At 70.9% G+C, this 17,762-nt stretch carries 19 protein-coding genes and 2 pseudogenes; 12 read left to right on the plus strand and 9 right to left on the minus strand.

All coding sequences use genetic code 11. The features are described from left to right. Positions 1–95 precede the first annotated feature (95 nt). The 3 genes from OH768_RS23235 to OH768_RS23245 all read left to right on the plus strand — a co-directional run bounded on the left by OH768_RS23235 (position 96) and on the right by OH768_RS23245 (position 3,306). Entirely contained in the window at positions 96–1,040 is a 945-nt protein-coding gene (locus OH768_RS23235; RefSeq protein WP_406456523.1) for an ROK family protein, read from the plus strand. Then, a complete protein-coding gene (gene nagA / locus OH768_RS23240; RefSeq protein ID WP_406456525.1) occupies positions 1,040–2,251 on the plus strand; it encodes an N-acetylglucosamine-6-phosphate deacetylase in 1,212 nt (403 codons plus the stop codon). Before OH768_RS23235 ends, nagA begins: the two co-directional genes overlap by 1 nt. A gap of 125 nt (positions 2,252–2,376) precedes the next feature. Then, positions 2,377–3,306 carry a 1-phosphofructokinase family hexose kinase gene (locus tag OH768_RS23245; protein ID WP_406456527.1) on the plus strand — a complete coding sequence of 310 codons (930 nt, stop codon included), beginning with the start codon at positions 2,377–2,379 and terminating at the stop codon, positions 3,304–3,306. Between the two features lies 1 nt (position 3,307). Here OH768_RS23245 and OH768_RS23250 read toward each other — a convergent pair whose 3' ends face one another. Further along, the gene (locus tag OH768_RS23250) at positions 3,308–4,264 is read right to left on the minus strand and encodes a CBM35 domain-containing protein (protein ID WP_406456529.1); all 957 of its coding nucleotides are present in this window, start codon (positions 4,262–4,264) and stop codon (positions 3,308–3,310) included. Positions 4,265–4,417: 153 nt separating this feature from the next. Then, a complete protein-coding gene (cdgB, locus tag OH768_RS23255) occupies positions 4,418–6,076 on the minus strand; it encodes a diguanylate cyclase CdgB (protein WP_406456531.1) in 1,659 nt (552 codons plus the stop codon). Positions 6,077–6,392: 316 nt separating this feature from the next. Here cdgB and OH768_RS23260 point away from each other — a divergent pair, with 316 nt between their 5' ends. Both OH768_RS23260 and OH768_RS23265 read left to right on the plus strand, forming a co-directional pair. Next, the gene (locus tag OH768_RS23260) at positions 6,393–6,965 is read left to right on the plus strand and encodes a flavin reductase family protein (RefSeq protein ID WP_406456533.1); all 573 of its coding nucleotides are present in this window, start codon (positions 6,393–6,395) and stop codon (positions 6,963–6,965) included. Between the two features lie 48 nt (positions 6,966–7,013). Next, entirely contained in the window at positions 7,014–7,493 is a 480-nt protein-coding gene (locus OH768_RS23265; RefSeq protein WP_406456535.1) for a GNAT family N-acetyltransferase, read from the plus strand. Positions 7,494–7,500: 7 nt separating this feature from the next. Here OH768_RS23265 and OH768_RS23270 read toward each other — a convergent pair whose 3' ends face one another. Continuing rightward, entirely contained in the window at positions 7,501–8,376 is an 876-nt protein-coding gene (locus OH768_RS23270) for a sigma-70 family RNA polymerase sigma factor (RefSeq protein WP_406456537.1), read from the minus strand. Positions 8,377–8,455: 79 nt separating this feature from the next. Beyond that, complete coding sequence (gene arfB, locus OH768_RS23275) at positions 8,456–8,884, minus strand: alternative ribosome rescue aminoacyl-tRNA hydrolase ArfB (RefSeq protein WP_019072464.1); 429 nt, start codon at positions 8,882–8,884, stop codon at positions 8,456–8,458. A 184-nt stretch (positions 8,885–9,068) separates the two neighbouring features. Here arfB and OH768_RS23280 point away from each other — a divergent pair, with 184 nt between their 5' ends. Continuing rightward, on the plus strand, positions 9,069–9,644 hold the full coding sequence (locus tag OH768_RS23280; RefSeq protein WP_406456539.1) for a TerD family protein: 576 nt from the start codon (positions 9,069–9,071) through the stop codon (positions 9,642–9,644). Between the two features lie 175 nt (positions 9,645–9,819). Then, complete coding sequence (locus tag OH768_RS23285; protein WP_406456541.1) at positions 9,820–11,082, plus strand: DUF1266 domain-containing protein; 1,263 nt, start codon at positions 9,820–9,822, stop codon at positions 11,080–11,082. Positions 11,083–11,094: 12 nt separating this feature from the next. Here the strand turns inward: OH768_RS23285 and OH768_RS23290 are convergent, their stop codons facing one another. Then, entirely contained in the window at positions 11,095–11,949 is an 855-nt protein-coding gene (locus OH768_RS23290) for a LysR family transcriptional regulator (RefSeq protein WP_406456543.1), read from the minus strand. A 115-nt stretch (positions 11,950–12,064) separates the two neighbouring features. On the opposite strand from OH768_RS23290, the gene OH768_RS23295 reads away from it, so the two are divergent. Beyond that, complete coding sequence (locus OH768_RS23295; protein ID WP_406456545.1) at positions 12,065–12,553, plus strand: nuclear transport factor 2 family protein; 489 nt, start codon at positions 12,065–12,067, stop codon at positions 12,551–12,553. Positions 12,554–12,620: 67 nt separating this feature from the next. On the opposite strand, the pseudogene OH768_RS23300 reads toward OH768_RS23295, so the two are convergent. Next, positions 12,621–12,854: pseudogene (locus OH768_RS23300) on the minus strand (hypothetical protein); the annotation flags it as partial. On the opposite strand from OH768_RS23300, the gene OH768_RS23305 reads away from it, so the two are divergent. Beyond that, on the plus strand, positions 12,775–13,281 hold the full coding sequence (locus OH768_RS23305) for an ATP-binding protein (RefSeq protein WP_406456547.1): 507 nt from the start codon (positions 12,775–12,777) through the stop codon (positions 13,279–13,281). The pseudogene OH768_RS23300 and the gene OH768_RS23305 overlap by 80 nt on opposite strands. A 9-nt stretch (positions 13,282–13,290) precedes the next feature. Further along, positions 13,291–14,238, plus strand: a complete 948-nt coding sequence (locus OH768_RS23310; protein WP_406456549.1) for a GNAT family N-acetyltransferase — start codon at positions 13,291–13,293, stop codon at positions 14,236–14,238. 38 nt (positions 14,239–14,276) lie between these two features. On the opposite strand, the gene OH768_RS23315 is transcribed toward OH768_RS23310, so the two are convergent. Further along, on the minus strand, positions 14,277–15,014 hold the full coding sequence (locus OH768_RS23315; protein WP_406456551.1) for a class I SAM-dependent DNA methyltransferase: 738 nt from the start codon (positions 15,012–15,014) through the stop codon (positions 14,277–14,279). 70 nt (positions 15,015–15,084) lie between these two features. Continuing rightward, a pseudogene (locus OH768_RS23320) lies at positions 15,085–15,327 on the minus strand (ribose-phosphate diphosphokinase); the annotation flags it as partial. A 96-nt stretch (positions 15,328–15,423) separates the two neighbouring features. Between OH768_RS23320 and OH768_RS23325 the strand changes: the two are divergent. Then, complete coding sequence (locus OH768_RS23325) at positions 15,424–15,813, plus strand: MarR family winged helix-turn-helix transcriptional regulator (protein WP_406456553.1); 390 nt, start codon at positions 15,424–15,426, stop codon at positions 15,811–15,813. A 21-nt stretch (positions 15,814–15,834) separates the two neighbouring features. Here the strand turns inward: OH768_RS23325 and OH768_RS23330 are convergent, their stop codons facing one another. Further along, entirely contained in the window at positions 15,835–17,253 is a 1,419-nt protein-coding gene (locus OH768_RS23330; protein WP_406456555.1) for a M1 family metallopeptidase, read from the minus strand. Between the two features lie 41 nt (positions 17,254–17,294). Between OH768_RS23330 and OH768_RS23335 the strand changes: the two genes are divergently transcribed. Next, positions 17,295–17,711, plus strand: a complete 417-nt coding sequence (locus OH768_RS23335) for a hypothetical protein (protein WP_406456557.1) — start codon at positions 17,295–17,297, stop codon at positions 17,709–17,711. Positions 17,712–17,762 lie beyond the last annotated feature (51 nt).

A 17,762-nucleotide genomic window follows, 5' to 3' on the forward strand; every position in this document is an offset into this window, starting at 1 on the left:
CTTTGCTGTCGTGACGTTCACTCCGCGAACCCATAAGGTCTACACCACGTAAGTGGACTAGACCTCTCGCGGGTAGACGGGCCACACTGTCCCCCGTGAGACATGTCATCGCCCTCGACGTGGGCGGCACCGGGATGAAGGCCGCCCTAGTGGGGGCCCACGGCGAGCTGCTGCACCGGGCCCGCCGGGCGACCGGCCGCGAGCGCGGACCGGACGCGGTCGTCGAGCACATCCTCGGCTTCGCCGCCGAGCTGCGCGCGTACGGCGAGGAGCGCTACGGCGAGCCCGCGTCCGCCGCCGGAGTCGCCGTCCCCGGCATCGTCGACGCCGAGCGGGGCATCGCCGCCTACTCGGCCAACCTCGGCTGGCGCGACGTACCCCTCCGTGACCTGCTCGCCGCCCGGCTCGGCGGCGTCCCGGTCGCCCTCGGCCACGACGTGCGCACCGGCGGCCTCGCCGAGGGCCGGATCGGCGCGGGCAAGGGCGCCGACCGCTTCCTGTTCGTGCCGCTGGGCACCGGCATAGCGGGCGCCATCGGCATCGACGGCCGGGTGGAGGCGGGCGCGCACGGCTTCGCGGGCGAGATCGGCCACATCGTCGTACGACCCGGCGGCGCCCCCTGCCCCTGCGGCCAGACCGGCTGCCTGGAGCGGTACGCGTCCGCGGCGGCGGTGACGGAGGCGTGGGCGGCCGTTTCCGGCGACCCGGAGGCCGACGCGGCCGGCTGTGCCAAGGCCGTCGACTCCGGCGACCCCCGGGCCGAGACCGTCTGGCAGGAGGCCGTGGACGCCCTCGCCGACGGCCTGCTCACCGCCCTCACCCTCCTGGACCCCCGCACGATCATCATCGGTGGCGGCCTGGCCGAGGCGGGGGAAACGTTGTTCACACCACTGCGGGACGCCGTCCGGCAAAGGGTCACTTTCCAGAAGCTGCCGTCGATCGTCCCGGCGGCGCTGGGGGACACGGCCGGATGTCTCGGTGCCGGCCTCCTGGCCTGGGATCTCCTCACTTCAACCGACCGTACGGAGGTAGCACCCTGATGGCACCCAACCCAGGGGCGCGGGGAACTGCGCGACCAGCCACAACGCACCCGCAGCCCGCAACGGCCAATGCGCCCCTGATCCTGTCCGGTGCCAACCTGGTCCTGCCCACCGGGACACTCGAAAACGGCCGGCTCATCATCGACGGCACCCGCATCGCCGGTGCCGCCCCCGAGAACGCCCAGGTCGTCGACGTCACCGGCCACTGGCTCGTACCGGGATTCGTCGACATCCACAACCACGGCGGCGGCGGAGCCTCCTTCACCTCCGGCACCGTCGACGACGTCCTCAAGGGCATCCACACCCACCGCCTGCACGGCACCACGACCCTCGTCGCCTCCACAGTCACCGGCGAGATGGACTTCCTGACCCACCGCGCCGGTCTCCTCTCCGAACTCGCCGAACAGGGCGACCTCGCCGGCATCCACTTCGAGGGCCCGTTCATCTCGCCGTGCCGCAAGGGCGCGCACTCCGAGGCGCTGCTGCGGGAGCCGGACCCGGCGGACGTGCGCAAGCTGGTCGACGCGGCGCGCGGCAGCGCGAAGATGGTCACCCTGGCGACCGAACTGCCGGGCGGGCTCGACTCCGTACGGCTGCTCGTCGAACACGGCGTCATCGCGGCGATCGGGCACACGGACGCGTCGTACGAGCAGACGGTGGAGGCGATCGACGCGGGCGCGACCGTGGCCACGCACCTGTTCAACGCGATGCCGCAGCTCGGTCACCGCGAGCCCGGTCCGATCGCGGCGCTGCTCGAAGACGAGCGCATCACCGTCGAGTTGATCAACGACGGTACGCATCTCCACCCGGCGTCCCTGGAGTTGGCGTTCCATCACGCGCGCGCGGGCCGGGTGGCGTTGATCACGGACGCGATGGACGCGGCGGGCTTCGGCGACGGCCGGTACATGCTCGGCCCGTTGGAGGTCGAGGTCAGTGAGGGGGTGGCGCGGCTGGTGGAGGGCGGTTCGATCGCGGGCTCGACGCTGACCCTGGACCGGGCCTTCAAGCGTTCGGTGACGGTCGACCGGCTGCCGGTCGAGGACGTGGTCGCCGCGATCTCGGCCAACCCGGCCAGGCTGCTGGGGAGTTACGACGAGATCGGCTCGCTGGAGCCGGGCAAGTACGCCGACCTGGTGCTGCTGGACTCCGAGTTCGATCTCAAGGGCGTGATGCGGCGCGGTACTTGGGTGGTCGAGCCCCAACTGGGGTGATATGCGCCACTGTTGAGGGAGGCGGTTGTCCGGGGGGACTGGGAGGACCGCCTCCCGTTTGACATCATCGAGCCTCCGGAACACAGAGCAAGCGCATTCATGCGGTCTTCGGGGGAGGTCGCCCGGTGATTCTCACGGTCACACTGAACACCGCGCTCGACATCACCTATCGGGTACGGGAGTTGCGGCCGCACGGCACGCACCGCGTCTCCGAGGTGACCGAGCGGCCCGGCGGCAAGGGGCTCAACGTGGCCCGGGTGCTGGCCGCCCTCGGCCACGAGGTGACGGTCACCGGGTTCACGGGCGGCGCCACCGGACGTGTCGTACAGGAGCAACTCGCCGGTACACCGGGTGTGTTGGACGCGCTGGTCCCGGTCTCCGGGGCCACCCGGCGCACGACGGCCGTCGTGGACGAGCTGACCGGTGACACGACTCAACTCAACGAGCCGGGTCCGACGGTCACTTCGGCGGAGTGGTCGGCGTTCCAGGACGCGTACGAGGGTCTGCTGGGCGGGGTGTCGGCGGTGGCCCTGTGCGGGAGTCTGCCGCCGGGGGTGCCGGTGGGCGCGTACGCGGGCCTGATCCGGACGGCACGGGCGGCCGGCGTCCCCGTGCTCCTGGACACCAGCGGCGAACCCCTCCGCCGCGGGGTCGCCGCCCGCCCCGACATCGTCAAGCCCAACGCCGACGAACTGGCCGAACTCACCGGCTCCCACGACCCGTTGCGGGCCACGCAGGACGCGCGTCGCCGGGGTGCCCGTACGGTGGTCGCCTCACTGGGTGCGCGGGGTCTGCTGGCGGCGACCCCGGAGGGCACCTGGCACGCGACGCCTCCGGCACGGGTGCAAGGCAACCCGACCGGCGCGGGCGACTCGGCGGTCGCGGGCCTGCTGTCGGGACTGGTCGACCGCCTGCCCTGGCCGGCCCGGCTGGCCCGCGCGGTGGCACTGTCGGCGGCGACCGTACTGGCGCCGGTGGCGGGCGAGTTCGACCGGGCGGCGTACGAGGAGCTGCTGGAGCGGGTCGCGGTGACGGGGGACGCCACGGCGGCCTAGGTCAGCCGTTCACCAGGTACAGCTGGTCGAAGTTGACGTCGCACTGGTCGCCCTGCTCGCAGGAGATCTTGATGGTGTTGGTGCCCTTGTTCAGCTGGACGGACGCCCAGGTTTCCGTCCAGCCCTTCTCGTAGTTGCCCTCGGGGGCCTTCGCGAAGTTGCTCAGGTTGAGTGGGCGGGACTGGGCCGTGCCGTTGATCGTGAGGGTGGCGGTGGCGTCCTTGCCGGGTACGCCGTAGTTGACGTACAGGCGATAGCCGCCGCTCTTCGCGATGCCGCTCACATTCCAGGTCACGGTCGCGCCGACCGCGTTGAAGCCCGTCACATAGACACCGCCTTCGGCCTTGGCGCCGTCGATGTCGGATGCCGTGGTGGCGCCGCCGCCCAGCAGAAGGGCCTTGGCGTCGATCTTCGGCAGTTCCGCCGCGTCCGACGCGCTGCTGCTCGGCGACGGACTCGACGAGGCGCTCTGCGAAGCCGACGGCGTGCTGCCCGCCTGGTCGCCCGTCTTGGTGTCGCCGTTGCCGTTCATCATCGCCACGCTGATGCCGATGACCACCGCGGCGACCACCGCGATCGCGCCGATCAGCAGGCCCTTGGTGTTGGGGCCGCGGCCCCGGCCGCCGCCCCGGCCGCCGTCGTAGGACGGGGGCTGCTGGGTGGGCGGGGCGCCGAAGGACTCCGGGGCCTGGTAGCTCGCGTTCGGCTGGGCGCCGTAGGCCTGCTGCTGCGGGACGGTCTGGCCGTACGGCTGCTGGTACTGGGCGGTGGGGGCGGCGGCGGGCTGGCCGCCGTACTGGCGCTCGCCGACCGCGCGCACCCGGTTGACGGAGCCCGGGTAGCCGTAGCCACCACCGCCGGTCGGCGGCTGGGCGCCGTTGGCCTGGCCATCGGCGTACAGGTAGCCGAACGGGTCGTCGTCCTCGGGCGTGCTCGCGCCGTTGTTGCCGGGCGTCATCCCTAGGTACTCCTCAACAGGTGCGGGTGCAGGTACGTCAGCTTCAGATGCGTCTTCGATTGGGGCTTCGATACGTCTGGAGAACTGCGAGCCTACCCGCTCCGCGTGGTCCAAACCGGTGACTCGGACGGCATCACAACGCTGACCTGGAGATCATCCCGCGCGTCTGTGCTGTTTGGGACGAGATCGTTTCTCGATGTACATCCGTTCGTCGGCGGACTTCAACACCTCGTCCGCCGTCATGCCGCAGTGGGCCCACCCGATGCCGAAACTGGCCCCGACCCGCATGGCCCGGCCGTCGACCCGGATGGGCTGGATGATCTCGTTCCGCAGGCGTACGGCGAGGTCGGCGGCGTCGGCCTTGCCGAGGCCGTCGGCGAGGACGACGAACTCGTCGCCGCCGAGCCGGGCCACCGTGTCGCCGTCGCGCACGGCCCGCCCGAGCCGCCGGGCGACCTCGATGAGGACCGCGTCGCCCGCGTTGTGCCCGAACCGGTCGTTGATCGACTTGAAGCCGTCGAGGTCGCAGAAGAGGACCGCGAGCCCCTTGGTGCCGTCGTCGCGCTCGCCCTCGGGGGCGATGGTGTGGACGTGGTGGTCGTAGGCGTCGAGGAGGTCGGCGCCGGGGGGGTAGTCGAAGCCGTGGCCGTTCGCGTCGTAGGCCGGGTGTCCGTAGGCGGCGTCGAGGGACTCGACCTCGCCGGGGAACGCGGAGGTCGGGCGCTGGCAGAGGCGGGCGGAGAGGCGGGTGCGCAGCTCGGCCGAGTTCGGCAGGCCGGTGAGCGCGTCGTGCGCGGCGCGGTGGGCGAGCTGCAGCTCGCGGCGCTTGCGGTCCTCTATGTCCTCGACGTGGGAGAGGAGGAAGCGCGGCCCGTCGGCGGCGTCGGCGACGACGGAGTTGCGGAGGGAGACCCAGACGTAGGTGCCGTCCCGGCGGCCGAGGCGGAGTTCCGCGCGTCCGCCCTCCGCCGAGGTTCTCAGCAGGGTGCCTACGTCCTCGGGGTGGACGAGGTCCGAGAAGGAGTAGCGGCGCATCGCGGAGGCGGGGCGGCCCAGGAGGCGGCACAGGGCGTCGTTGCTGCGGAGTATTCGGCCGTGCTGGTCGCCGCCCATCTCGGCTATCGCCATGCCGGAGGGGGCGTACTCGAAGGCCTGCCGGAAGCTCTCCTCGCTTGCGCGCAGGGCCTGTTGCTCGCGTTCGAGTCTGACAAGTGCGCGTTGCATATTCGCACGTAGACGCGCGTTGCTGATCGCGATGGCGGCCTGGAACGCGTACATCTGGAGCGCTTCGCGCCCCCACGCGCCGGGTCGGCGGCCGTTGCGCGGCCGGTCCACGGACAGGACGCCGATCAGTTCGCCGCACGAGCCGCCGGAGACGCCGGGCGTGTACATGGGCGCGAACAGCCGGTCGGAGGGGTGCCATTCGTCCTCGAAGCGGGGGGCGGGGCCGTCGGTGTACCACTGCGGTACGTCGTCCTCGTCGAGGACCCAGCCCTCGGTGTGCGGTATGAACCGCAGGTCGCCCCAGTCCTCGCCCATGCCGAGGCGGCGCTCCCAGGAGGCGCGGGAGCCGACCCGGCCGGTGATGAGTGCCTCGGCGGCGGAGTTGCCGGAGAAGGCGGCGACCACGAGGTCGCCGTCGGGGCGGACGAGGTTGACGCATGCCAGCTCGTACCCGAGGCCCTTGACCACGCCGTCGGCGACGGTCTGCAGGGTGTCCGCCAGGCTGCGGGCGGTGTTCATGTCCGCCATGACCGTATGCAGTTGCCGCAGGTTCTCAAGACGGACGTAGGGTTCCGACTCGGTCTCCATACTCGCCCTCCCCCCGAGACCTCGCAGCGAATCAAGGGTCTTCTTCCCCGCCACTGAATCACAGCGCGCTGCCCACTCGGTACACAGGGTCAACAATTACTACCCCTTGTGACTCAAGTCACAGCAGAAGATGAACAATTGAGTGGAGTTTCTGCATTTTCCCTGTGCGTTTACTGAACGCAAACTTTGTGGGTGTGGGGACATGATGCACGAGGATGTTCCGTCGCGTGGGTCATTGGTCCTAGGACTCTGTGGGGATCCTGTCGGGACCGAAGTCCGATGCGGTGCGCGGCACTCGGAGATTAGCGTTCCCGGCGTGCTGAACACCGCGTCGATCACCGAGTCCGTTCCCTCCGGGCATGCTGTGGGGGTGAGCAAAGACGAGTTCCGCGCCGCCCTCGCCCGGCTGGCCGCGGGCGTGGTCCTGGTGACCGCGCACGAGGAGCCGTACGACCCGGACGACCCGCAGGCCCCGGTCGGCGAGGACGTCGGCATGACCGCGACCGCCTTCATGTCGGTCTCCCTGGACCCGCCGCTGGTCCTGGTCAGCCTCCGCAACGGCTCCCGCATGGACGACCTCCTCGACGAACAGCCCCTGTGGGCCGTCTCCGTCCTCTCCGAGAGCCAGCGCCACATCGCCGGCCGCTTCGCGATGAAGGGCCGCATCAGCGACCGCCTCCTCTTCGACGACATCCCCTACGTCCACGGCGCGGCCTCCGGCGCTCCCCTGGTGCGCGGCGCCCTCGCCACCCTCGAATGCCGCACGGAACAGCGGATTCCGGCCGGGGACCACACGCTGGTCATCGGCCGCGTACTGACGGCGGAGGTGACGAGCACGGACGGCGGCCCGCTGGCCTATTTCCGGGGCAAATACCGGCAGTTGGGGTGATGGTGAATTCGGTCGCCCACCGGTGAGCGGTCCGCCTACCGTGCACCCATGACGACGATCACCACCGAGTCCGGGCCCCGCCTCGAAGAGATCACCCGCGGCAACATCGACGCCGCCCTGGGCATTCGGGTCCGCCCCGACCAGGAATTCGCGGTCTCCCCCGTCGTGAAATCCCTCGCCGAGGCCTACGTCCACCCCGGCACCGCCTGGCCCCGCCTGATCGTCGACGAGGACCGCCCCGTCGGCTTCCTCATGGCCTTCTTCGACATCGACTGGAACCTGGATGGCACCGTCATCCGTTCCGGCCTGTGGCGCCTGAACATCGCGGCGGACCAACAGGGGCGCGGCTACGGCCGGTTCGCCGTGGAGTCCGTCGCCGCCGAGATCCGCCGCCGGGGCGGCAAGGAGCTCTACGTCACCTGGCACGAGGGCCCGTCCGGACCCGCCGGGTTCTACACGGGGCTGGGTTTCCGGCCCAACGGCGAGCTGAGCGAGGGCGAGACGGTCGGCGTGCTGGAGCTGCCGTAGCCGCGCCTCACACCAGCCGTACGTCCAGCAGCGCCACCCTCTCCGCCTCCGTCACGATGTCGATCGCGGCGATGCGGTCGCCGACGAAGGTGAAGGCGAGGGTGCGTACGGGGCGGCCGTCGACGACGAGGGCGATGGCCGTGGCGCCGTCGACCAGGGCGGGCCGGGCGAAGGCCGCGAAGTGGGCGAAGGAGGTCGCGCCGGTCGCCACGGCGGCGGCACCCGCGGTCACCGTGTCCCCGGAGCGCGCGACCACGTCCGGATCGAGCACCTTCACCAGCGCCTCGAAATCGCCCTCCCGCACGGCGGCGAGAAAGGCGTCGGCAACCACCCGCTGCCGCGCCGGATCCCCGTCCGGCGCGGGCGCCCCCCGCACCCGCCGCCGGGCCCGGCTCGCCAACTGCCGTGCCGCCGTGGGCGTACGCCCGACGATGGACGCGATCTCCTCGAACGGCACCGCGAACAGGTCGTGCAGCACGAACGCGAGCCGCTCGGCGGGCGTCAGGGTCTCCAGTACGACGAGGAGCGCGGCCCCGACCGAGTCGGCGAGGAGGGCGTCCTGTTCGGGGCCGGGCGCGGCGGCCGGGACCGGGGCGCCGAGGTCGAGGGGTTCCTCGGCGCGGGAGGTGCGGGAGCGGAGCATGTCGAGGCAGACCCGGCCGACGACGGTGGTGAGCCAGCCCGCGAGGTTCTCCACCTTTTCCGAGTCCGTCCGGCTCAGCCGGACCCAGGCCTCCTGCACGGCGTCGTCGGCCTCGGCGGACGAACCGAGCATGCGGTGCGCCACGGCGTGCAGGCGGGGGCGGTGGGATTCGAACCGGGCGGCGAGAAATTCACCGTCCTGCCGTCGGGGAAATTGTCGGGGGAATTCGAAGTCGCCCACGGGTGAACACTCCTCGTCGCGGTCCGTCGTCACTGCTACGACGGAGCACGGGCCGAGGATGTGACAACCGGTGCCGGGATTACCCCCAGTCCCGCCCGGTCCGCCCCCGCTTGGTGTCGGAGCGCGCCTTCTTCTCGCGCAGCCGGCGCTCGTTGATGCCCCGGGGAATCCGGGTGGGCCTGCGCGGCTTCGGCGGCGGCGCGGTGGCCTCGGCGAGCAGCGCGGCGAGGCGTACGGCGGCGGTCTCGCGGTTGCGCCACTGGGAGCGGTGCTCGGAGGACCGTACGGTCACGACGCCGTCGACGAGCCGGGAGGCGAGGCGCTCCAGCGCGCGGGCCTTCCACACCTCGGGCAGGGCCTCGGTCTTCGCCAGGTCGAAGCGCAGCTCCACCTGGGAGTCGCTGGTGTTGACGTGCTGCCCGCCCGGCCCCGACGACCGCGAGAAACGCCACATGAGCTCGGCCTCGGGCAGGGAGACGGAGCCGCGGATGAGATAAGGACCGGACATGCCTCCATGGTCGCCTGCCTGTCCGGTCCACGTCACGCCAATTACCCCGGACGTTCCGGAAGGGGCGGGTAAAGAAAGTAAAGCCACGTGGAACCTTCGATACCCCTCTTGGCGTTCATAGAGGTACCGGTAGCTTCGTCCTCAGTACGAAGCCCGCACCGCAACGAGGGAAGGACTCCCAACAATGGCTGTAAGCCTGTCCAAGGGTGGCAACGTCTCGCTCACCAAGGAGGCCCCGGGCCTGACCGCCGTCACCGTAGGCCTCGGCTGGGACGTCCGCACCACCACCGGCACGGACTTCGACCTCGACGCCTCGGCGATTGCGGTCAACCCCGAGGGCAAGGTCTACTCGGAGGGCCACTTCATCTTCTTCAACAACAAGTCGACCCCGGACCAGACCATCGTCCACACCGGCGACAACCGCACGGGCGAGGGCGCGGGCGACGACGAGGCGATCAACGTCAACCTGGCCGGCCTCCCGGCCGACGTCGACAAGATCGTCTTCCCGGTCTCGATCTACGACGCGGAGACCCGCTCGCAGAACTTCGGCCAGGTCCGCAACGCGTACATCCGCATCGTGAACCAGGCGGGCGGCGCGGAGATCGCCCGCTACGACCTCTCCGAGGACGCGGCGACGGAGACGGCGATGGTCTTCGGCGAGCTGTACCGCAACGGCGCGGAGTGGAAGTTCCGCGCGGTGGGCCAGGGTTACGCCTCGGGCCTGGTCGGTATCGCCCAGGACTTCGGCGTCAACGTCTGACGGACGACCCGCCCGCAGTGCACTGTGCGAGGCCCCTGACCGCGTCACCGCGGCCGGGGGCCTCGGGCATGTGAGGGGCGTGCACGGGGGCTGGGGGGTCCACAGGGGTGTCTCAGACCCGTGTGGGAGTGTGCCGGGGTCAGCAGCGGCTGGACCCTGGAAGGACAGAGCACCCATGTCGTTCGGACCGCCCTCCGCCGGTTTCGGGCCTCCCCCGCCCGCCGGTCCGCCCGCCTGGACCCCGCCGACCGAGACCGAGCGGGCCCTCGCCGGGGCCAGGGCGCGCGGCGACCGGTCCGCGTACTACGACGTACTCGCCCGGACCCACCTCTACTACGAGATGTCCCGCGAGGCCTACGACGCCCAACCCGACCGTGTGCACCGCGTGTTCATCCGCGATGTCCGACGCGGCACCAGGCACTGGGAACTGTTCACCGACGGCATGCTCCCCGCACCGCGCCCCGACATGGTCTACTCGCGCGCCTCGCTGCGCTGGATAGCCGACGCCTGGAACCCGCAGTGCCCGCCCACCCTGGTCATCAACCCCGGCACCCCCTGCGAACTGGCCCTCCCCTACGGCCCCCCGGGCACGACGGACTGGTCACGCGCGGCCGAACACACAGGCACACCCGCCAGGGGCATGCGCCTGCGCGCACTCCACGTCGGCGGCGCGCTGCACGGCCCCGTCGCCCACGGCCTGGCCTGCGGAGCCCTCCTCTGCGTCAGCAACGGCTCCCTCTGGAACGCGCCGGCCTGGCACGGCAGCGGCTACGACGGCGAGCGCCGGCGGCTGCGCGAATGGTGGGGCATCACCACCCGCGCCGAGTGGCAGCGCCATCTGCGCAACCTGCTGGCCCGCGAAGCCTCCAGCTCCGTATGGGAGTTCGCGCTGAGCCTGCGCCGCACCATCGCCCGCGACTTCGGCGGCCACGTCGACACCGGCTACTGGCGCGAGGCCGTCGCCACCGTCATCCGCGCCGACTCCGAGGGCTCCACGGTCATCACGGAGGACGGCGTGACGAAGACCGACCCGCGCCCCGCCTCCGAGACCGAGGCCCGCATCGAGGGCGTACAACGCCTCATCGGCCGCATCACCCGCTACGAGGCCCGGATGCGGGCCGACGGCATCCTCGACGAGAACCGCCATGTCACCTCCGTCGAGGCCTGGGACCTGGGCCGCGCCTCGAAGATGGCCCGCTGGGGACTCGGCGCCCGCTTCTGCACCCTGGCGGAGACCGAGTCGGCCCTGGTCCGCGCGGGCCGCGCCGCCACCCTCGCCCACCGCTCCTGGCCGGACTTCTCGGCCGGCTACATCCTCGGCCGGTGCCTCCACTTCGACGAGGAGGAGTTCGGCCCCTGGTACCAGGACATGGTCACCGCGCACCGGATCCTGATGTCCGATCCGGGGAGCCCTTGGCTGAACATTCCGTTCCGGTAGCGGGCGGGGTGGTCAGCGCAGGTCGGCCGCGGCTCTGTCTCTCGCGTCCCTCGCGTCCCTCGCGTCGAGGGTTCGCCGCGCCTCCGCCGCGCGGGCCGTGCGCACGAACGCGGTGACGGCCGGGCGGGAGGTTCCCTCGGGCCAGGCGAGCGCGAGGCGGGTGGGCGGGAGGTCCGACACCGGTACCGCGGTCACCTCGGGGGAGATCCGTTCGGCGGCGCCCGAGCCCACGACGGTGACCAGGCGGCCGAGTGCGACCCGGTCGATGATCTCGTCCAGCCCGACCGGCGGGCACTCGGGGGCGAAGTGCGGATCCCGGCCCAGTTCCGCGACCGTCACCGCGGGGCGGCGGGCCACTGGATGGCCGCGCGGGACGAGGGCGAAGGGCGCCTCCTCGGTGAGGTCGGCGGTGCGCAGCCCGGTGAGGTCGTCGCTGCCGACGCACAGCAGCGCGATGTCGGCCCGGCCGTCCCTGAGGGCGGCCGGGCGGTCATGGGTGAAGACGATGTCGTGGCCACCGACCTCGGAGGAGCGGAGCAGCTCGGCGATCAGCCCGGATGCGGTGCCGGGCCGTACCGCCATCACCAGCCGGCCGGGCTGCCGTACCCGCCGCGTCCGCCGTACGGCCGCGTCGAGCGAGTCGAGCAGCCGCCGGCTCTCGTCCAGGAACACGGCACCGGCATCGGTGAGCGCGACCCGGCGGCTGGTGCGCTCCAGCAGCCGTACGCCTATCCGCCGTTCCAGCCGGCTGATCGCGCGGGACAGCGGGGGCTGGGCCATGCCCAGGCGCTCGGCGGCGCGGCCGAAGTGCAGTTCCTCGGCGACCGCGACGAAATAGGCGAGTTCGCGGGTCTCCAGACGATCCATACCTCAAGGGTATCGACCCTTGCCGGAACCCTCATGGCTCCGCCCCGTTCCCGATGGTCGACTCGGAGGAGTGAGCGAGACCCCGCTTCAGACACACGAGAGGAACATGCGAACCATGAGCGACGAGCGCAAGGTCCAGGAGGTCCTGGCCCGCTATGTCCGTGCCGCCGACCGGCGGGACGGCAAGAGCCAGGGCGCCCTGTTCACCGACGACGCGATCGTGGACGTCTTCGTCAAGACCGGCCCCGACGCCTACCAGCAGATCGGCGAGCCCATCATCGGCGGTGCGGGGGTGGCGTACGCGGTCGACAACTTCATGGCACCGCACCCCGAGGGCGGCTCCAGTCACCACGTCACGGCCGACCACCTCATCGAGATCGACGGCGACCGGGCGCACATGAACGCCCACTTCGTGGTCTTCGAGGTCCGCGCCCTGTCCCGCCCGGCGGCCGGCTGGCCCGCGGACGCCTTCGGCGCCCAGGGCACCATCCGTCCCATCGAGTCCGGTTACTACGACACCGACCTGCGCCGCATCGACGGCGAGTGGAAGATCGTCCAGCACCGTGTGCTGCATGACATGCCGTATGCGGGGCTGGAGGCCTGACCGTTGAAGGCCGTTATGCGCTGAGGAGTTCGGCGACCGGTACCAGGACATGGTCTCGGCAGCGGGGCTACTCCCCGACGGGGCAAGGCAGTTCGGGTGCCGCAGTGTTCGGAGAACAGGTGACGAGGGCGAGGGACAGGTACGAGGGCCGTTCGAGATAGAAGCCGTACGACACATCGCCCCCGGCCGCCAAGAACTCAGCAGCCGAGTCGACGAGCCGCGTGAGGCGAGCGACGTCCCGCTCCGCCTCGAAGGCGAACCGGGGCGCGTGCAGGGCGAGTTGCTCCCCGAGCAACGGAGCCCCACATGGACCCCACCCACACCCCCCACAGATCTACCGCCTCCGCACCCCCAACTCCCCCACCAGCCCCAAGATCTGCCGAGATCTCGTCGCCCTCCTCCTCCAGGTCACCGGCCACCACCAACACGCCGACACCGCCAGACTCCTGGTCTCCGAGATCGTCACGAACGTCAATCTCCACACCGACTCCCTGGCCGTACGCCTCGAAGTCGTCCTGCGCCACGACCGCTTACGCGTCTCCGTCTACGACGACGCCCTCGACGCCGACCCCCGCCAGAAGCCCGGCGACGCGTACGACGAGAACGGCCGAGGCCTGCTCCTGCTCACCGGCCTCGCCCGGGATTGGGGCGTACAGCGGAGCGCCTCCGCACATGGCACCCCCGCCAAACAGATCTGGTTCGAGCTCGGCGGAGCCCCCTGCCGCTAGCGTGCCCCCATGTTCCTCGAACCGCTCACGTCGACCGAGGCCGGTGCGCTGCCCGGTGAGCTGCTTACCGAACTCGCCGCCCTCTACGCCTCCCACCACGCGTTCCACGCCCTCAGCGGCGACTTCCCGGACCCGGAGAACATCCGGCCCGAGCAGGTGGCAACGGCGTTGGCCGACGAGCTGGCCGACCCGGAGGTGGAGGTACTGCTCGCCCGCAGTGCGGGGCGGCTCGTCGGGATCGCCATCACCCTCGGAACGCATCCCGACCCGGCCGACGAAGACCCCTGGATCGGCCTGCTGATGATCGACGCCGCACAGCAACGGCAGGGCTACGGACGGCAGTTGGCATCCCTCGTCGAGGACCGCTTCCGCACGGCCGGCCGAAGCGCCGTGCGCCTGGCCGTCCTTGACAACAACCCCCAGGCCCTCGCCTTCTGGACCACCCTCGGCTACGAGGTCATCGACCACCGCCCGGACCGCCAACTCGGCCGCCCCTGCACGGTATTGCGCAAACAGCTCCGCAGAACCCGCCACTCCGCCCGCATCGCGGTACTCGACCCCACCGGCGCCGTCTTCCTCTTCCGCTACGACGACGCCGAGACCGGCGGCGCCTTCTGGGCCCTCCCCGGCGGCGGCCTCGAAGCCGACGAGACCCCACGCGAGGCCGCCCTGCGCGAACTGCAGGAGGAGACCGGCTGGACCGACCTGGAGCCCGGCTCCCTGCTGTCCACCAGAGAGGTCGACCTCACCTTCGCCGGCACCCCGACCCACCAGCACGAACGCATCTACGTCACCCACGGCCCCCACCGCGAACCCACCGGCGCCCACCTCGCCGCCACCCACGCCCAGGACGGCATCCTCGGCTGGCGGTGGTGGACCAGAAAAGAACTCCGCGAGACGACGGAAACCGTCTGGCCGGCCGAACTCACCCGATTGCTCGACGAGTTGGAGGGCTGACCCACCTCACGGCCAACAGCCGGGACCGGCCCCAGCGCTTATCTACGGACGGCGACGACGAACAGCCGGTCGGCGGTCTTCCGGCCGACTCCGGGCCCGATCCCGACGTCGTGGAAGCCCGCCGCGGACAGACGTTGCCGTAGCTCCGCCTCGCTCCAGGGACGCATCGTGAAGTCGTAGCCCGACCTTTGCCGGGGCTCGTCCCTCGCAAGCAGGTCGTACTGCTCGTGAACCCGCAGCAGTCCCGCCTGCCAAGTGACGGTGCTGGTGAAGATCAGCTGCTTCCCCGAGCCGAGTTCCACCGTGCGTTCACGGGGCGCCCCGTCCGCGCGTTCCCGGGACCCGCGCTCGTCGCGGACGTCGAGAATCAGCAGACCGCCTTCCCGCAGACTGCCCGCGAGCGAGACCAGCACCGCGTCGCGTTCGGCATCGGTGATCATGTCGTTGAGCACACCGCGGCAGGTCACCGCCTGGTACGCCGGTCCGACGTCGAGAGAGCACAGGTCGGCCTGGTGGCGCCGTGCTTCGGGACACCGTTTCGCCGCCTGGTCCAGGAGTGGGCCGGCCGCGTCGACGAGGTCGACGTGGTGGCCCTTGGCCGTGAGGGCGGCGGCGTGCCGGCCGGTTCCGCAGCCCGCGTCCAGAACCGACGCCGTATGACGGCCTGACCGCACGAGCACGTCGTGGACGGCGTCGACCCAGGGCTCCACCGGATCCGTGATGAGCAGGTCGTAGGCCGCGGCGTGATCGGCGTAGAACGGTCGGGACCGGCTCACCCGCGCGGAGTGTGACGTCACGGCAGACATCCTGCCCCGCTACCCGTTCGAGGACGCGCCGGTTCCCGCAGATCTCGCGGATCGCGTGGGCGATCAGCGGGGCGACGGACAGGACCTCGACCTTGTCCAGGCCGGTCGCCGCGGCGGTCGGCAGGGTGTCGGTGAAGACGAAGCGGGTGACCCGGGAGTTCTTCAGGCGGTCCACGGCGGGGCCGGACAGGATGCCGTGGGTGGCCGCCACGATGACGTCCTCGGCGCCGCTCGCGTACAGCGCGTCGGCCGCGGCGCAGATCGTGCCCGCCGTGTCGACCATGGATGACCCGGGACACAGTGGCGTGATCCGTCGCGAGCGACGCCACAGACATGAGCAAGTCCTTCGACGTCGAACTATCTGACATCGAGAGGTTATGTGAGCGATGCCGTCACCCGTGACGCAGTCGACGACTTCATGGGCCAGTGGGCCGCCCAGCGCACTGACCTGGACCTCGACGCCATGGGCACCATCGACCGCGTCCTGCGGCTTTCACGGCTGGTGAACACCCGACTGAAGGAGTACTTCGCCCAGTACGACATGGAGACCTGGGAGTTCGACGTCCTCGTCACCCGCGACTCCGTCCCCGGCGACCGCCGCAGCCTGCACATCGCGCTCACCGACGCCGGGCGCGACCTCGTCGACCGCGTGGTGGAAGGCCACGTACAGAACCAGATCCAGATCCTCTCGGCCCTGGAGGGCACCGACCGCGACGAACTGACCCGGATGCTGCGCACCCTGCTGATCTCCCTGGGGGACACCCGCTGAACGGCCTCGGCTAAGGCCGGTTCAAACGTGCGCCGGCTTCCTGTCCCCGTACAGCCAGTCCTTCCAGATCCCCCCGAAGTCCTTCCCCGGCGCCATCCGCTCCACGTACGCCGTGAACTCCGCGGTGTCCGCGTTGCCGTGGCGGTGGGCGGCCGCCCAGCCCTGAACGATGTCGTAGAACCGCGCGTCGCCGACCGTCTGCCGGATCTTGTGCAGGACCATCGCGCCGCGTTCGTAGACGGGGCTGTCGGAGATGTGGGCGGCGGAGGTGGGGCGGGCCGGAGGGAAGGCCCAGATCGCCTCGCTGTCGGCCTTGTTGTCGTAGTAGTCGCCCTTGTAGAGCGCGTCGAAGGTCTGTTGCGCGGTGTCGCCGTCGTGGTCCTCGTCCCAGAGCCACTCCGCGTACGTCGCGAAGCCCTCGTTGAGCCACATGTCGCGCCAGGTCCTCGGGGTGACGGAGTCGCCGTACCACTGGTGGGCGAGTTCGTGGACGAGGGTGGCGGTGTCGGGGGCGCCGGCGAAGAAGGGGCGGTTCTGGGTCTCCAGCGCGTAACCCGCGTCGCCACGCCTGTCGACGATCGCACCGGTCGAGGAGAAGGGATACGGCCCGAAGTTGTACTCCTCCCACTCCATGATCTCGGGGATCTTCGCCAGCACCTTGCTGCTCGCTGCCGCTTCCTCCGGGTCGACCGCCACGTACACGGGGAGACCGCTCTCCGTCGTCGTGCGGGTGATGTCGTAGTGGCCGATCGCGACCGTGGCCAGGTATGTCGCCATGGGCTGGGCGGTACGCCAGCGGTAAGTCGTCCTGGTACCGGCGGTGTTCGTCGTCTCCGCTCTCAACTCCCCGTTGGAGACCGCCTGCAGACCATTGGGGACGGTGATCGCGATGTCGTACGTCGCCTTGTCGGAGGGGTGGTCGTTGCCGGGGAACCACGCCATCGAGCCGACCGGTTCACCCAGCGCCAGCGCGCCGTCCACGGTGCGCAGCCAGCCCTCCTCCGAACCGTCCGGGTCGGTGAGCGTCTCCGGGGCGCCGGAGTAGCGGACGGTCGTCTCGAACGTCCCGCCCTTGCGAAGGGCGGAGGACGGACGGACCGTCAGTTCCTGACCGCTGCGGGTCCAGCGGGCGTTCCGTCCCCCCACCGTCAGCGACTCGACCGTCATGCCCTTGAAGTCCAGGTGAAAGGACGAGAGGTCGGCGGTGGCCCGGGCCGTGATCGTCGCCGTACCGGTCAGTTCAGGTGCGTCGGGGGTGTAGGCGAGGGTCAGGTCGTAGTGGGTCACGTCGTAGCCGCCATTGCCCGCCCGCGGGAAGTACGGGTCCCCCAGGCCGGAACCGCCGCTCGTGCTCCGGGCACCCGACCCCGTACACGCGGTCGGGGCGAGGGCCAGCACGCAGGCGATGGCCATGGGAACAAGCCGTACGGATCGGGGCACGTCCGCGATCCTATGAGTCCGGAGCTCGTACGCTGGGCTCCATGCCCCGCTCCTCCAGGAAGCCCCGCCGACTCGTCGCCGACGGACGCACATACCTCTGGAGCCTGCGCCACAGCCACACCGACAGTCAGCCTGTGGGCTGCGTCCACACCCTCACCCTGCGCCCTCAGCCGGCCGGCACCGGTGGGCCACTGCGCATCGTCTTCGTCGCGGGGCCGGGGCGGTACGTCCCGGGCGGCGCCCCCTTGGGCTCCGGGGACGTGGGATACGTCCGGGGCGCCTCGCTCAACCTGCACGAACCCGGCGCCGTACGTGCCCTGCTCGACGCGGCATCGGCTCAGGGGTGGCTGCCACGACCGGAAGAACCGCAGGCCGTGGAGGTCGACGGCTGGCCCCTCCTGGAGGTGGCCGCCGCCGCACAGAACAAGGACGAGGACCGTCCCACCGGGCCGGCGTGAGTGATCGCTCCGGCTGCCGTCCGCCCTTCCGAACCGTGACACCATCTCCTA

This window comes from Streptomyces sp. NBC_01622, from assembly GCF_045209635.1.
In the GTDB taxonomy this organism is placed as follows: domain Bacteria; phylum Actinomycetota; class Actinomycetes; order Streptomycetales; family Streptomycetaceae; genus Streptomyces.

What these genes read in the sequence shown, in the direction of transcription:
- nagA (WP_406456525.1), top strand. Translation starts at nt 1,040, where the DNA reads ATGGCACCCAACCCAGGGGCGCGGGGAACTGCGCGACCAGCCACAACG.
- OH768_RS23250 (WP_406456529.1), bottom strand. Translation starts at nt 4,264, where the DNA reads ATGACGCCCGGCAACAACGGCGCGAGCACGCCCGAGGACGACGACCCG.
- cdgB (WP_406456531.1), bottom strand. Translation starts at nt 6,076, where the DNA reads ATGGAGACCGAGTCGGAACCCTACGTCCGTCTTGAGAACCTGCGGCAA.
- OH768_RS23265 (WP_406456535.1), top strand. Translation starts at nt 7,014, where the DNA reads ATGACGACGATCACCACCGAGTCCGGGCCCCGCCTCGAAGAGATCACC.
- arfB (WP_019072464.1), bottom strand. Translation starts at nt 8,884, where the DNA reads ATGTCCGGTCCTTATCTCATCCGCGGCTCCGTCTCCCTGCCCGAGGCC.
- OH768_RS23280 (WP_406456539.1), top strand. Translation starts at nt 9,069, where the DNA reads ATGGCTGTAAGCCTGTCCAAGGGTGGCAACGTCTCGCTCACCAAGGAG.
- OH768_RS23285 (WP_406456541.1), top strand. Translation starts at nt 9,820, where the DNA reads ATGTCGTTCGGACCGCCCTCCGCCGGTTTCGGGCCTCCCCCGCCCGCC.
- OH768_RS23290 (WP_406456543.1), bottom strand. Translation starts at nt 11,949, where the DNA reads ATGGATCGTCTGGAGACCCGCGAACTCGCCTATTTCGTCGCGGTCGCC.
- OH768_RS23295 (WP_406456545.1), top strand. Translation starts at nt 12,065, where the DNA reads ATGAGCGACGAGCGCAAGGTCCAGGAGGTCCTGGCCCGCTATGTCCGT.
- OH768_RS23310 (WP_406456549.1), top strand. Translation starts at nt 13,291, where the DNA reads ATGTTCCTCGAACCGCTCACGTCGACCGAGGCCGGTGCGCTGCCCGGT.
- OH768_RS23335 (WP_406456557.1), top strand. Translation starts at nt 17,295, where the DNA reads ATGCCCCGCTCCTCCAGGAAGCCCCGCCGACTCGTCGCCGACGGACGC.